The following is a 13,980-nucleotide window of genomic DNA, read 5'->3' as shown; positions in this document are numbered from 1 at the left end:
TCGATCTGTCCTTCGTGGTCGTCAGGCCGTGGCCGCGGCGGTGACGCCGAGCGCCTTGATCCGGTCCGGCCGGAAGCCCGACCAGTGCTCGTTTCCGGCCACGACGACCGGCGCCTGCAGGTAGCCCAGCGCCATCACGTAGTCACGGGCGTCCGAGTCCAGGGTGATGTCGATGACGGTGTAGTCGACGCCTTGCTTGTCCAGAGCCTTGTAGGTGGCGTTGCACTGCACACATGCGGGCTTGGTGTAGACGGTGACGCTCATGTTTCGTTCGACTCCCTCTTCGGCTCAGCGAAACGGTTATTGACCTGACTCGGACGAGGCTCACTACTGTTCAGCAGACCGCTGCGCCCCGAAATTCCAGTTGTCCGCCGGGAGTTTCGTTCTGATTTCTCCGTCATGGATCGATCGGAACTCTGACCTTCGGCTGCCTCTAGAGGTTGGGGTCTGTCGGCTCGTCAGACACTACACCTAGTGGCCGACATTCCGAAGAGATACCACATGTTCTGAACAACATTCATGAAATTCCCTGGTCGTAAGCACTTTGGCGGCGCGTCGGGCGGCGTGTTGCAGATCACAACTCACCGTCGCGGCGCCCTCCGCCCTACTACTACCAGTGCCCACCGACAGAACCGCCTCGGCGCCGCGTCGCCCTATAACACAGCAAAGCCGTCGACAGGTCATATCCGACCCGTCGACGGCTTCGTGTCGCGAAACCGCGTCAGCCGACCTCGGCGACCAGCTTTCCCACGATGTCGCGCAGTTTCCCGACCACCTCAGCACTGTCCTGAGGGTGCTTCCCGTCCAGGCTGGACGTCGGCAGGGAGAACTCGATCGACTCCACCACCCGGAGCCCCGCGACCCCGATGGACTTGCGCGTCTCGTTGTGCGCCCACACGCCGCCGTACTGTCCGAGCGCCGCCCCGATCACCGCGGCCGGCTTGTCCTTGAGCGCGCCCTGGCCGTAGGGCCGGGAGATCCAGTCGATGGCGTTTTTCAGCACTCCCGGGATGCTGCCGTTGTATTCCGGGGTGACGATCAGGGTGGCGTCCGCTTGCGCGGCCGCATCACGCAGCGCCTGCACCGGCTCGGGCACGGGGTCGACGTCGATGTCCTCGTTGTAGTACGGCAACTCCCCCAGCCGGTCGAAAAGGTTCAGCCGGACACCCTCAGGGGCGTTGGCGACCGCGATCTCGGCCAACTGGCGGTTCACCGACTGCGCCCGCAGGCTGCCTACCAGCACCAGGACATTGACGACATCGGACTTGATCTCTGACACAGCCGTGACTTCCTTTCGATTCCGCGAGAGTTGCCCAGTGTAACCGGACTGAGGTCCGAATAATTCCGGCTGCGTTACAGTGCAGTCATGAGCACTGTGGAGTTCCCCGGCGCCCTGCCGGTCACGGACGCACCGCAGGAACGCGGCGACGCGGCACGTAATCGCCTGCTGCTACTCGAGGCGGCGCGTCGGCTCATCGCCGAGCACGGCGCCGAAAGCGTCACGATGGACGATATCGCCACCGCCGCAGGCGTGGGCAAGGGCACGGTCTTCCGACGCTTCGGCAGCCGGGCCGGCCTGATGATGGTGCTGCTGGACGAGGACGAGAAGGCCAGTCAACAAGCCTTCCTGTTCGGTCCTCCCCCGCTCGGGCCCGGCGCACCGCCGCTGGACCGGTTGATCGCGTTCGGACGCGCGCGCCTTCAGTTCACCCACGACCATCACGCGCTGCTCGCCGATATCGGCCGCGACCCGGAAAGCCGCTTCAACGCTCCGGCGATGGTGCTGCACCGCCACGTCCGGGTGCTGCTGGACGAGGCGGGCACCACGGGGGACCTCGATGCCCAGACCGACGCCCTGTTGGCGCTGCTGCAGGCCGACTACGTGCAACATCAACTCGCCGACCGCCGTCTGACCCTCGACGAACTCGGCGACAGATGGGAAAGCCTGGCGCGGAAGTTGTGCGGGCGCTGACACGATGAAGCCGCGCTGGGTGCTGCACGTCGATCTCGACCAGTTCCTGGCCTCGGTCGAATTACGTCGCCGCCCCGAACTGGCAGGCCTTCCCGTCATCGTCGGCGGCAGCGGGGACCCCACGGAACCGCGCAAGGTGGTCACCTGCGCGTCCTACGAGGCCCGCGAATTCGGCGTACACGCCGGGATGCCGCTGCGCACCGCGGCTCGGCGCTGCCCGGAGGCCACGTTTCTGCCATCGGATCCCGAGGCCTACGACACCGCCTCCGAGCAGGTGATGGGCCTGTTGCGTGACCTCGGGCATCCGGTCGAGGTCTGGGGATGGGACGAGGCCTACGTCGGCGCCGACGTCGACGACCCGGTGGCACTCGCCGACCAGATCCGTGCGGTCATCGCCGCTGAAACCGGACTGTCCTGCTCGGTGGGTATCAGCGACAACAAGCAGCGGGCCAAGGTCGCGACCGGTTTCGGCAAGCCGGCCGGTGTCTTCATCCTCACCGACGACAACTGGATGTCGGTGATGGGTGACCGACCGGTGGACGCACTGTGGGGCGTCGGACCGAAGACCGCGAAAAAGCTTGCCACTTTGGGCATCACCACGGTCGCGGACCTCGCGGCAACCGATTCCACCGTGCTCACGTCGACGTTCGGTCCCACCACCGGACTGTGGATCCTGTTGCTGGCCAAGGGAGGAGGCGACGACGACGTACGGGCCGAACCGTGGGTGCCCAGGTCCCGCAGTCATGTCACCACCTTCCCCGTCGACCTCACCGAGCGATCCGAGATCGACGCCGCGGTATGCCGGTTGGCGTGCGAGACGCTGGCGGAGATCATCGAGCAGCGCCGAGTGGTGAGCCGGGTCGCCGTCACCGTACGGACCAGCACCTTCTACACCCGCACCAAGATCCGCAAACTTCCCTCACCGAGCGTCGATCAGGAGCTCATCACCGCAACGGCTTTGGATCTTCTGCACCTGTTCGAGCTGGACCGCCCGGTCCGGCTCCTGGGCGTGCGCCTCGAGCTCGTCATGCCTGAACCCCAGCCCTCCGCAGTGCGCTGACACGTCTGGTGCACTCCTTCTGTCACCGGTGATGGTTACCGTGGCAGTCATGTTGCACACCGTCGCCGTCCGGGGCTACCGGTCCCTGCGGGACGTCGCTCTGCCTCTGCAGCAGCTCACCGTCGTGACCGGCGCCAACGGCACCGGTAAATCGTCGTTGTACCGCGCCCTGCGGCTGCTGGCCGACTGCGGTCGCGGAGAGGTCATCGGCTCGCTGGCCAGGGAGGGTGGACTGCAGTCGGCGCTGTGGGCGGGCCCCGAGCAGACGAAGGGCGCGCGTCGCACCGGACGCACCGAAGGCACCACCCGAACCCGGTCGATCTCACTCGAAATGGGCTTCGCCGCAGATGATTTCGGCTACCTCGTCGACCTGGGCCTGCCCCAGATGGCGGGTATCCAGTCGGCTTTCGCCCGGGATCCGGAGATCAAGCGGGAGTCGGTGTTCGTGGGCCCGGCACCGCGCCCGAATTCGACGCTGGTGCGCCGTGGTGGTCCCCTGGCCGAGGCACGTTCGGAATCCGGGCGCGGCTTCGACCAACTGACCCGCGGCCTACCCACCTATCGCAGCGTTCTAGCGGAGTTCGCGCACCCCGGTGAGCTACCGGAACTGTCCACGGTGCGAGATCGGTTGCGGTCCTGGCGTTTCTACGACGGTTTTCGTGTCGATGCCGCTGCGCCGGCGCGCCACCCGCAAGTGGGCACCCGGACCCCGGTGCTCGCTGATGACGGAAGCGATCTGGCCGCGGCCATCCAGACCATCATCGAGGCGGGGTCGGGATCCAATTCGGACGAACTGCACGCCACGTTCGCCGAGGCGTTCAACGGCGCCGGGGTCTCGGTGACGGCCACCGAAGGGCTCTTCGATCTCGCCGTGCACCAACCCGGAATGCTGCGTCCGCTGCGCGCCGCTGAGTTGTCGGACGGCACACTGCGTTTCCTGCTCTGGGCCGCTGCACTGCTGAGCCCCAGTCCGCCGTCGCTGATGGTGCTCAACGAGCCGGAGACATCACTACATCCCGATCTCGTTCGTCCCCTGGCCACCCTCATCCGTTCGGCGGCCAGGGTCACTCAGGTTCTGGTCGTCACACACTCGCGGTCGATGATCGATTTTCTCGACGAAGGCGAGCAGGAAACGGGACGCATCGAGTTCTTCAAGGACTGCGGTGAGACCCGGATCGTCGGGCAGACGCAACTCACCGCTCCGCCGTGGGATTGGGGTTCGCGGTGAGCGGCGGGGCGGTCGCCGGCTTGAGTACGCGGGTGAACACCGCATTCACTTGGCGCATCGCCACGCTGTACGGCCACCAGGCAACACGTTTGAACATGTACAGCGCCCGGATATCGGGTGAGGTGTAGACCAGGAAACGGTTCTTCCTGACTCCGGTCAGGATCCGCTCGGCGACATGTTCGGGTGAGACCGCGTGCCCGGAGAACCGATCCACCCACGGCGCCACCTTGGGGTGATCGCGGTCCACACCGGCGATCTCGACCGATTTCACCAGCGGGGTCTTCACCGCGCCGGGCACCACCACCGAGACCCCGATCCGGTACTTGGCCAGATCGAATCGCAACACCTCGGACAGCCCGCGCAGACCGTACTTGCTCGCGCTGTAGGCGGCGTGCCACGGCAACGCCACCAGTCCCGCGGCCGAGGACACGTTCACCAGGTGACCGCCCCGACGGGCGGCGACCATCGGCGGCACGAAGGTCTCGATGACGTGGATCGGGCCCATCAGGTTGATGTCGATCATCGACCGCCACTGCTGGTGGCTGAGTCGGTCCACAGTCCCCCAGGCCGAGACTCCGGCGATATTGAACACCAGGTCCATCGGGGGGTGGGCAGCGTGGATATCGGTGGCGAACTGAGCCACGGCGTCGTAGTCGGAGATGTCGAGCGCGCGGTACGCGCGGACCTGCGCACCCAGTGCCCGGGCGTCGGCGACGGTCAGTTCCAGTCCCTCGGCGTCGCGGTCGGTCAGGAACAGCTCAGCGCCGTCGCGGGCCAGCCGCAGCGCAGTGGCGCGGCCGATACCACTGGCCGCCCCGGTGAGAAAACAACGCTTGTTCGCGAAATCGCCGAGCTCAGCCATAGGCGCGACCCTACCGACGCGACGCGGGCTCAGGCCGCAGCGCCGCCCCAGAAACCGTGCAGCCACAGCTGCTCGAGCACTGCGACCCCGCGTTGCAGGTCCCCCTCGGGGCCGATGAACGTCGAGTCGCCGGAGAGCATCCACGCGGTGGTGGCGCCGAGGGTGCGGACCAGCATCGGCAGGTCATCGCTGATGGGGTGGGCCGTCCCGGCGGCCACTTCGGCCGAGATGTTGGCGACGATCTGATTGATGATCGTGTCGATCTGGTCGTCGAGGATCTTGCGGATCTCCGCATCGGCGTTGCGGGCGATATTGCAGGCCGACATCACCGGGTCGTTGTGCGAGAAGACGACGACGGCACTGCCGACCATCCGCTTGGCGAATGCCGCCGGCGACTCGTCCTCTCCGCGGGCGGCGAAGAAATGGGTCAGTTCTTCGAGTTCCTGAGTGGCTTCGGCGAGGATCTGCGCCAGGACGGAGTACTTGGAGTCGAAGTAGAAGTAAAAGCCGGACCGGGCGACGCCGGCCCGGTCGCTGATGGCGCTGACCGACAGGTCGGCGAACGGGGTTTCCTCGAGCAGTTCCCGCACCGCCTTGACGATGGCGTGCCGCTGCCGGTCGCCGCGTCGGCGGGGGACGGAATCGCCCGGGTCGGACTGCTGGGGAACGCTCACGTTCTAACCATGCACCACACTTGCACTCGAATGAAACTTGACAGGCGTCAAGAAGGCCAGTGAATATGGAATAAGTGGCTCACGCCACACCGCATCGACGTGGTCGATCGGTCACCAGCCCGCACGGAGCTTCTCGAGGAGTAGTGCCCATGCCCGCCACGATCAACACTTCCGACTACCTGATCGACCAGGCCAAACGCCGGCTGACGCCGACCATGAACAACCTCCCCGGTCTGGGAGTCGTCGAGAAGCGACTTCGTGAGCACGAGTTCAAGCAGTTCGTCCTGGCCGAGCCCCCTCCCGGCAGCGAGCTCAAACCGGTGATGGGTGATTCGGGCGTGCCGATCCTCGGGCACATGATCGAGACCTTCCGTGGTGGTCCCGACTACCTGTTGCAGGTGTACAAGAAGTTCGGCCCACTGCACTACGCGTACTCACCGGCGCTGCCCAGCGTCGTCGCTTTGGGCCCCGACGCCACGCAGGCGGTGTTCTCCAACCGCAACAAGGACTTCTCCCAGAAGGGCTGGGATCCGGTCATCGGTCCGTTCTTCAACCGCGGGCTGATGATGCTCGATTTCGAGGAACACATGTTCCATCGCCGCATCATGCAGGAAGCCTTCACCCGTACCCGGCTGTCCGGCTACGTCGAGCACATCGACAAGGTGGCCTCGCACGTCATCGCCAACGACTGGGTGGAAAACGATCCCCGCTTCCTGTTCTATCCGGCGGTCAAGGAGCTGACCCTCGACATCGCGTCGGTGGTGTTCATGGGCCATGAGCCCGGCAGCGACAAAGAACTGGTCACCAAGGTCAACGACGCGTTCACCATGACCACGCGCGCCGGCGGCGCCATCATCCGCACCGGGCTGCCGCCGTTCAAGTGGTGGCGCGGGCTGCAGGCTCGCAAGGTCCTCGACAATTATTTTGAGGAACGGGTCAAGGAACGCCGCCGCGCCCAGGGCACCGACATGCTCACGGTGCTGTGCCACACCGAGGACGAGGACGGCAACCGCTTCACCGACCAGGACATCGTGAACCACATGATCTTCCTGATGATGGCGGCGCACGATACGTCGACGTCCACGCTGACCACCATGGCGTACCACCTGGCCGCCAATCAGGACTGGCAGGACCGCTGCCGCGAAGAGTGTGACCGCCTCGGCGACGGGCCGCTCGACATCGAGGCGCTGGAGAAGCTCGAAACTCTCGATCTGGTGATCAACGAGTCGCTGCGCCTGGTGACGCCGCTGCCGTTCAACGTCCGGTCGACCGTGCGGGACACCGAGCTGCTCGGCCACTTCATTCCCGCCAACACCAACGTGGTGACCTGGCCGTCGGTCAACCACCATCTGCCCGAGCTGTGGACCGATCCGGAGAAGTTCGATCCGGCCCGCTTCGCCGAGCCGCGCAACGAGCACAAGCAGCACCGCTACGCGTTCGCGCCGTTCGGCGGTGGCGCGCACAAGTGCATCGGCATGGTGTTCGGCCAGCTGGAGATCAAGACGGTGATGCACCGCCTGCTGCGCCGCTACCGGCTCGAGCCGCCGCGTCCCGGATACAAGGCCCGATTGGACTACGGCGGCATGCCGGTGCCGATGGACGGCATGCCGGTCACCCTGCGGCCGATCTACTGAGGGCCGCGACCCCGGTGGTCGCTTAGCCGTTCGCCAGTCGGTTGGCGCACGCGATGACCGCGCGCAGCGCCGACTGGGTGGCGTCTTCGGCCCACGCCATCGCCCACTCGTCGTGCACGCCGTCGGTCCCTCGGATGAAGGTCACGGTGTCGCGACCCATCTGCCGTTGGTGGAAGTTGAGCATTTCGAGGCCGAAGCCGCGCTCGTGGAGCATGGCGGTCATCGCAGCGATGGGTCCCGGGGCCGACGCGCTGGCCATGCTGGTGTGACCCCCGATGGTGAAGGTCGCCTGGTACGTCCGCGGCCCGAGCCACCGGGAGACGCCGCGCTGATCGGTGCACTCCCAGTGGCTCAGCTCCAGCGGGCCCGCGCTGTGCCCGTAGGCGGCCAGGAAACCGTCCCAGGACATGTCCTCGGCCTGCTCACGGAGTCCGAGCGGCAGCGGGGCCCGGGACAGGTCGAGGCAGAGTGCGGGGGTGGCGGTGTTCGCGGTGATGTGTGCGGTCATGTCGGTCTTTTCGACTCGGAGGGAGGCGACCGACGGGTAGTAGCTTCCGACCCACAGCGGGGGGTCGGTCTGGATCAGACCCCGCTGCGGGGAGCTACTACGAGAATGTGATGCACGGACGCGACACTAGCGGGTGCTCGCGTGGTCCCGCAACCGGTTTCGCGCCTCACACGAAAGGCTGATCGCCGGCGGCCACCCGGCGGCCGAGCTGGATCAGGTTGGCCGCGTTGTCGTGCAGGCGTTCGCCTGCGTCCCGGTCGGCCAGCCCGGCCAGATACCGCGCATAGGTCCCCTCGATGACGATCGCGAGCTTGAAGCACGCCAGCGCGATGTACCAGTCGAGCCGGTCGGTGGCGCGCCCGCCCGCGGCGCGGTACGCGTCGACGATCTCGCCGCGGCTGGGCAGCCCCCCGAGCGCGGCGAGTTCGGACCCGGCATTGATGGGGTCCGGGTCGTCGGGCCAGCACACCAGGATCCAGCCGAGATCCAACAGGGGGTCACCGACGGTGCACATCTCCCAGTCGACGAAGGCGGCCACCTCCGGTGTCTCCCGCCGCAGCAGCACATTGTTCAGATGCGCGTCGCCGTGCATGATCCCGGGTTCGGCATCGGGGGGCCGGTTGTCCTGCAACCACTGCGCCAGAGATCCGACCTCGGGCAGCGAATCCGGAGAATAGCCACCGAGTTTGCGGTAGCTGTCGAGCAGGCTGAGGAAACCCGGCACCTGACGGCCCAGGAACGACCCCGGCTTGTGCAGCCGTTGCAGCGGAAGCCCCCGCCACCGGGCCTGTCCCAGACGCGCGAGGTCGGCGGCGTAGTTGAGCCCCACCTGATGCCGCATGCCCGCGTCGTGGATGTAGGCGTGGGTGACCTCCGTACCCGGGTTGAAGCCGTCCACATCCTCCATCAGGTAGAACACCACCCCGAGGACATCGAGATCTTCACAGGCCCGGACGAACCTGGGATGCGGGACACCACTGTCGGCCAGCGTGGTCAGCACCGCGATCTCACGTTGCATCGTGCGATCGCTGTTGGGTCTGGGGTGCAACGGTGGTCGCCTCAATACCAGCGCCCGGCGGTCGGTGTCCCCGTCCAGGACCAGGCGGACCACGATGTTCTGCGTGCCACCGGTCAACGGTTCGACGTGGCTGATCTCCGATCCCAGGTGCTGAGCTCGCAGCCAACCCCTCAGTGCAGCCACGTCGTGGTCGGCCAGGGTGTCACTCGATGTCGCAGGCACGTCCCTTTTCTTACGCGAGTGAGGCGGCCCTGGTCAGCAGATGCGCGGAAGTTGTTCGCCGAGTTCACGTTCGATGACGCGGGTGGTGCCGAATGCCGTCCTTCCCACCACCATGCCGGGATGCTCGGCCACCACGCGCCCGATCCGCGCCGCGCCGGTTCCCTCGGGACGGGCCCGCATCGTTTCCAGCAGCTGCTCGCTGTGCGCAGGATCGACGAACGCCACCAGCTTGCCCTCGTTGGCCACCTGTAGCGGGTCCAGTCCCAGAAAGGAACATGCCGAGGCCACCGTGTCGGGCACCGGGATCGCCGCTTCGTCGAGCTCGACGCCCACTCCCGCGGCGCGGGCGATCTCGACCACCGCGGCCACCAGTCCCCCGCGAGTCGGGTCGCGTAGTGCGTGAACCGCACCGGCGGCCCCGGCGGAGGCCAGCATGGCTGCCACCAATCGGTGCAACGGCGCGCTGTCGGTGGTGACCACGGTGCCGAAATCGATCCCTTCGCGCACGCTCATGATCGCGACTCCGTGTTCGCCCATCGCTCCCGACACCAGCACATGATCGCCGGGCCGCGCCCGTTCGGGTGCGATGTCGACGGCGTCGGCGACCACGCCGATACCCGCGGTGTTGACGAAAAGCTGGTCCGCGGAACCCTTCTGCACCACCTTGGTGTCACCGGTGACGATACTGACGCCCGCGTCGGCAGCCGCCTTTCCCATCGTCTGCGCAATGACACCCAGTATCTCGAGTTCGAGCCCCTCCTCGAGGATGAACCCGGCTGTCAGCGCCAGCGGCATCGCACCACTGCAGGCCAGGTCGTTGATGGTGCCGTTGACCGCCAGATCGCCGATGTTGCCACCGGGGAAGAACACCGGCGCCACCACGTACGAATCGGTGGTGATCGCAACCCGGCCTGCGGGCACCTGCACCAGCGCCGAATCGCGTGCCGCACCGGCACCGGTGCCGAACGCCGGGAAGAACAGGTTCTCCACCAGTTCCTCGGACAACACGCCGCCGCCCCCGTGCCCGAGCACGATCCGTGTGGTCTCCCGCAGCGGCGCCGGGCACACCCAGTTGGCGGGGTCGACGGCCGGGGACGCGTCAGACATGAGCCGGCGCTTCGAGTCTGCGGAACTGGTAGTAGGCCGCGCACGCGCCCTCGCTGGACACCATGGTGGCCCCTAGGGGCGTCCGCGGGGTGCACGTCGTCCCGAAAGCGGGGCACTCGTTGGGTTTCAACAGCCCCTGCAGCACCTCTCCGCTGTGACATTCGGCGGACTCCTGCACATGGAGATCGCCCACGCCGAACCGGGTTTCGGCGTCGAACTGCGCGTAACGCGGTGACAGCCTCCACCCTGATTGTGGGATCTCACCGATGCCCCGCCACTGCCGGTCGGTCACGGTGAACACATCGCGCAGGATCTCCTGCGCCACCGTGTTACCGGCGTCGGTGACGGCGCGAGGATAGGCGTTGCGCACCTCGGCCACACCGGCCTCCAGCAGTCCGACCACTTGACGGACCCCTTCGAGCAGATCCAGCGGCTCGAAGCCGGTGATCACGATGGGTACCTCGAATCGGCGCGCCAGAGGGCCGTATTCGGATGTCCCCATCACGGTGCAGACATGTCCAGCGGCCAGGAATCCTTCGACCCGGTTGGCGGGGGAACTCAAGATCGCCGTCATGGCCGGTGGCACCAGGACGTGAGACACCAGCATGGAGAAATTGGTCAGACCCAGCCGCTGGGCGTGGAGGACGGCCATGGCATTTGCCGGCGCGGTGGTCTCGAAACCCACTCCGAAGAACACCACCTGGCTGTCGGGATTCTGTGCGGCCACCCGGGTGGCGTCCAACGGCGAGTAGACGATGCGCACATCGCCGCCGCGCGCCCGCACGCTGAACAGATCGCACCGGCTGCCGGGAACTCGCAGCATGTCACCGAAGGAGCAGAAGATCACCTCCGGCCGCGCGGCGATCTCCAGGGCGCGGTCGATCATCTCCAACGGGGTGACACACACCGGGCACCCTGGTCCGTGGATGAACTCCACGGCGTCCCCGCACAGCTGGTCGATCCCGTTGCGGATGATCGAATGTGTTTGTCCACCACACACTTCCATGATCGTCCAGGTGCGGCGCGCGGTACGCTTGATCTCCTCGACCAGTGCGCGCGCGACATCCGGATCGCGGAACTCATCGAGGTACTTCATCGCGGTCCACTCCTCCTACTGTGCTGCCCTGTCCTGCGTTGCCGGCCAGTTCCTCGTCGAGGACGCCGAGGTCGGCGAACATCTTCAAGGTGTCGTTGGCCGATGTCTCATCGAGCCGTGCGATCGCGAACCCGGCGTGCACGATGGCGTACTCCCCGATCGTCATGTCCGGGAGGTAGGCCAGGCACACCGCCTTGGTGGTGCCGCCGAAATCGACGGTGGACATCCGGGTGCCCGCCTCGTCCCAGATCTCGATCACCTTGCCGGGGATACCGAGACACATGTGTTGCTCCTGTCGTTGTCGCCTGCGTTCGATGCCGCCGCGGCCACCGCCTGCCCCAGTGCCAGTCCGCCGTCGTTGCACGGCAAGACCTGGTGCACCAGGACTTCGAAACCGTTGTCGGTCAGCTTCTTGCGCACCCCGTCGAGCAGTAGATGGTTGACGAAGACCCCGCCGGTCAGTCCCACCGTCGTGATGGCGCGAGCACGGGCGCACCGACTGACCGCGATCACCGTCGCGCCGATCGCCGCCTGATGGAAGCCCGCCGCCAGATCCGCGACCGGCACTTTGCGACGCATCCCTTCGGCCAAGCCGCGGATCATCGGAACGGTTTCGATGACGCCGCCGTTCACCACCGCGGGTAGCGGGACCGGGCACCCGGCACGGGCAACGTGCTCGAGCTCGGTTGCGGCCTGGCCTTCGTAAGTGACGGCCTGGCACACCCCGAGCAGGCTTGCCACCGCGTCGAACAACCGCCCCATGCTGGTGGTGGGGGTGCAACCGATGCCGCGCGGGATCTGTTGGCGCAGAATGTGTTCACCGTTTCTGCCCACCTCCTTGACTGGGGGCAGATCAGCACTCCACTCGACGCCGGCCCGGTGGAGAAGTTCGAGCGCGATGCGAGCGGGCTGCCGGATAGCGCCTTCGCCGCCGGGCAGCCCGAACGTTGCGAGGTGCCCCACCCGGGTGAACCGGGCGGGGTCCGAGATCGCCAGCAGTTCACCTCCCCAGATGGTGCCGTCGGTGCCGTATCCGGTGCCGTCGTAGGCGGCGACGACGGTGGGGGTGCCCAGTCTGTTGTGCTCGGCCAGCAACGAGACCGCGTGCGCATGGTGATGTTGAATGCGTACGGTGCGCAACTGCTGCCGCTGCGCCCACGAAGTGGTGGCGTATCCCGGGTGCTGGTCGCAGGCGATCACGTCGGGGCGGCGGTCCGTCATGTGCACCAGATGACGTAACACCGCATCGAAGCCGGCCTGGGTGCGCGGGTCGGCCATGTCACCCAGATGCGAGGACATGTGCGCCCGGCCGTCGGAGGCCATCAGACAGAACGTGGTCTTCAGGTCACCGCCGGTGGCCAGGATGACGGGCCCGCTACCGGCACGCGGCACCGACACCGGTAGCGGAGCATAGCCTCGCGACCTGCGGATCGGTACCACGTCGCCGTGGGCGTCCACGGTCACAACCGAGTCCTCACACGGGACGTGGATGGGCCGGTCATGGCCCAGCACACCGTCGGCCAGTCCGGCCAGCAAACCAATGTCACAGTCCCGGAACACAATCGGCGAGCCGCCCAGGTTCGCCGAGGTCATCACCAACGGCACGGATCCGAGCCGGGAGAACAGCAGGTGGTGCACCGGTGAATAGGCCAACATCACTCCGAGGTCGCCGCTGTGGGGAGCGACGGCCTGCACCACGCGGTGGCCTCGGCGGGGCATCAGCACGATCGGCGCGGCCGCGGAGGTCAGCATCGCGGCCGCCGCAGAGCTCACCTCGGCCACCTCCCCCGCTGCCGCGACGTCGCCCACCATGAGCGCAAATGGCTTGGCAGGCCTACTTTTCCGTGTGCGCAGGCGGGTGAGGACGGTGTCGTCGTCGGCGCGGCACGCGAGGTGGTAGCCGCCCACGCCCTTTACCGCCACGATCAGCCCGTCGTCCAGGGCGCGCACCGCCGCCTCCAGCGGATGCGCGCTGTCCCCGGGCCCCTGCCAGTCCAGCCGCGGACCGCAGTCGGGGCAGGCGATGGTCTGCGCGTGGTACCGGCGATCCAGCGGATCGTGGTATTCCGCGGCGCATGCCGGACACATGTCGAAGCGGGCCATCGTGGTGGCCGGCCGGTCGTAGGGCAGGTCGGTGATCACGGTGTAGCGCGGCCCGCAGTTGGTGCAGGTGATGAAGGGATGCTCGAACCGGCGATTCGCGGGGTCCCGCATCTCGCGCAGGCAGTCGGCGCACAGCGCGGTGTCCGGCGGCACCAGGGTGCGCGCCCCCTCGTCGTGGGCACTGTCGACGATCGTGAAGTCCTTCTCGTCGCCGCGCACTGTCACCGCAGCGCTGCGCAGCTCATCGATACGCGCCATCGGTGGCGGGTGCGCTCGGAGGTCCGTGAGCGCCGCCTGCACCGCATCGGGTGGGCCCTGCAGCTCGCAGTGCACCGCGCCGGAGTCGTTGAAAACGAAGCCGGAGACGCCGTGGTGTGCGGCGATCCGGGCGACCGATGGGCGGAACCCGACACCCTGCACCACGCCGGTGATGTCGAGTCGCACGCGCACCGTCGCCGAAGTTTGTGGTTCGGTCCTCATTGGACCTCCTGAAACA

The 13,980-nt window shown here is 66.9% G+C and carries 14 protein-coding genes; 4 read left to right on the top strand and 10 right to left on the bottom strand.

Translation table 11 applies throughout. The features are described from left to right. Positions 1–21: 21 nt before the first annotated feature. Together NL241_RS12635 and NL241_RS12630 are read right to left on the bottom strand one after the other, a co-directional pair. On the bottom strand, positions 22–264 hold the full coding sequence (locus tag NL241_RS12635) for a redoxin NrdH (RefSeq protein WP_487688763.1): 243 nt from the start codon (positions 262–264) through the stop codon (positions 22–24). 457 nt (positions 265–721) lie between these two features. Further along, entirely contained in the window at positions 722–1,279 is a 558-nt protein-coding gene (locus NL241_RS12630) for an NADPH-dependent FMN reductase (protein WP_487688760.1), read from the bottom strand. An 87-nt stretch (positions 1,280–1,366) separates the two neighbouring features. Here NL241_RS12630 and NL241_RS12625 point away from each other — a divergent pair, with 87 nt between their 5' ends. From NL241_RS12625 to NL241_RS12615, 3 genes are read left to right on the top strand one after another with little or no spacing between them, the layout of a single operon-like run. Next, entirely contained in the window at positions 1,367–1,972 is a 606-nt protein-coding gene (locus NL241_RS12625) for a TetR/AcrR family transcriptional regulator (RefSeq protein WP_487688758.1), read from the top strand. Between the two features lie 4 nt (positions 1,973–1,976). After that, on the top strand, positions 1,977–3,032 hold the full coding sequence (locus tag NL241_RS12620) for a DNA polymerase IV (protein ID WP_494397722.1): 1,056 nt from the start codon (positions 1,977–1,979) through the stop codon (positions 3,030–3,032). Positions 3,033–3,081: 49 nt separating this feature from the next. Then, complete coding sequence (locus NL241_RS12615) at positions 3,082–4,260, top strand: AAA family ATPase (protein WP_487688754.1); 1,179 nt, start codon at positions 3,082–3,084, stop codon at positions 4,258–4,260. Here the strand turns inward: NL241_RS12615 and NL241_RS12610 are convergent. Together NL241_RS12610 and NL241_RS12605 are read right to left on the bottom strand one after the other, a co-directional pair. Further along, positions 4,226–5,122 carry an SDR family oxidoreductase gene (locus NL241_RS12610; RefSeq protein WP_487688751.1) on the bottom strand — a complete coding sequence of 299 codons (897 nt, stop codon included), beginning with the start codon at positions 5,120–5,122 and terminating at the stop codon, positions 4,226–4,228. The two genes, NL241_RS12615 and NL241_RS12610, sit on opposite strands and share 35 nt — an antisense overlap. 29 nt (positions 5,123–5,151) lie before the next feature. Beyond that, complete coding sequence (locus NL241_RS12605) at positions 5,152–5,796, bottom strand: TetR/AcrR family transcriptional regulator (protein WP_487688748.1); 645 nt, start codon at positions 5,794–5,796, stop codon at positions 5,152–5,154. Positions 5,797–5,945: 149 nt separating this feature from the next. On the opposite strand from NL241_RS12605, the gene NL241_RS12600 reads away from it, so the two are divergent. Then, on the top strand, positions 5,946–7,430 hold the full coding sequence (locus NL241_RS12600) for a cytochrome P450 (RefSeq protein WP_487688744.1): 1,485 nt from the start codon (positions 5,946–5,948) through the stop codon (positions 7,428–7,430). Between the two features lie 22 nt (positions 7,431–7,452). Here NL241_RS12600 and NL241_RS12595 read toward each other — a convergent pair whose 3' ends face one another. From NL241_RS12595 to hypF, 6 genes are all read right to left on the bottom strand, one after another. Beyond that, complete coding sequence (locus NL241_RS12595; RefSeq protein ID WP_494397721.1) at positions 7,453–7,938, bottom strand: 2-isopropylmalate synthase; 486 nt, start codon at positions 7,936–7,938, stop codon at positions 7,453–7,455. A 166-nt stretch (positions 7,939–8,104) separates the two neighbouring features. Beyond that, entirely contained in the window at positions 8,105–9,178 is a 1,074-nt protein-coding gene (locus NL241_RS12590; protein WP_494397720.1) for a phosphotransferase family protein, read from the bottom strand. A 33-nt stretch (positions 9,179–9,211) separates the two neighbouring features. Then, complete coding sequence (gene hypE, locus NL241_RS12585) at positions 9,212–10,285, bottom strand: hydrogenase expression/formation protein HypE (RefSeq protein ID WP_494397719.1); 1,074 nt, start codon at positions 10,283–10,285, stop codon at positions 9,212–9,214. Beyond that, the gene (gene hypD, locus NL241_RS12580) at positions 10,278–11,381 is read right to left on the bottom strand and encodes a hydrogenase formation protein HypD (RefSeq protein WP_494397718.1); all 1,104 of its coding nucleotides are present in this window, start codon (positions 11,379–11,381) and stop codon (positions 10,278–10,280) included. The genes hypE and hypD overlap by 8 nt, the downstream gene beginning before the upstream one ends. Next, the gene (locus tag NL241_RS12575) at positions 11,365–11,664 is read right to left on the bottom strand and encodes a HypC/HybG/HupF family hydrogenase formation chaperone (protein ID WP_494397717.1); all 300 of its coding nucleotides are present in this window, start codon (positions 11,662–11,664) and stop codon (positions 11,365–11,367) included. The genes hypD and NL241_RS12575 overlap by 17 nt, the downstream gene beginning before the upstream one ends. Continuing rightward, the gene (gene hypF, locus NL241_RS12570; protein WP_494397716.1) at positions 11,637–13,964 is read right to left on the bottom strand and encodes a carbamoyltransferase HypF; all 2,328 of its coding nucleotides are present in this window, start codon (positions 13,962–13,964) and stop codon (positions 11,637–11,639) included. Before hypF ends, NL241_RS12575 begins: the two co-directional genes overlap by 28 nt. Positions 13,965–13,980 lie beyond the last annotated feature (16 nt).

Source organism: Mycolicibacterium sp. SMGY-1XX, assembly GCF_059132455.1.
This window is presented reverse-complemented; position numbering and strand designations above follow the sequence as displayed.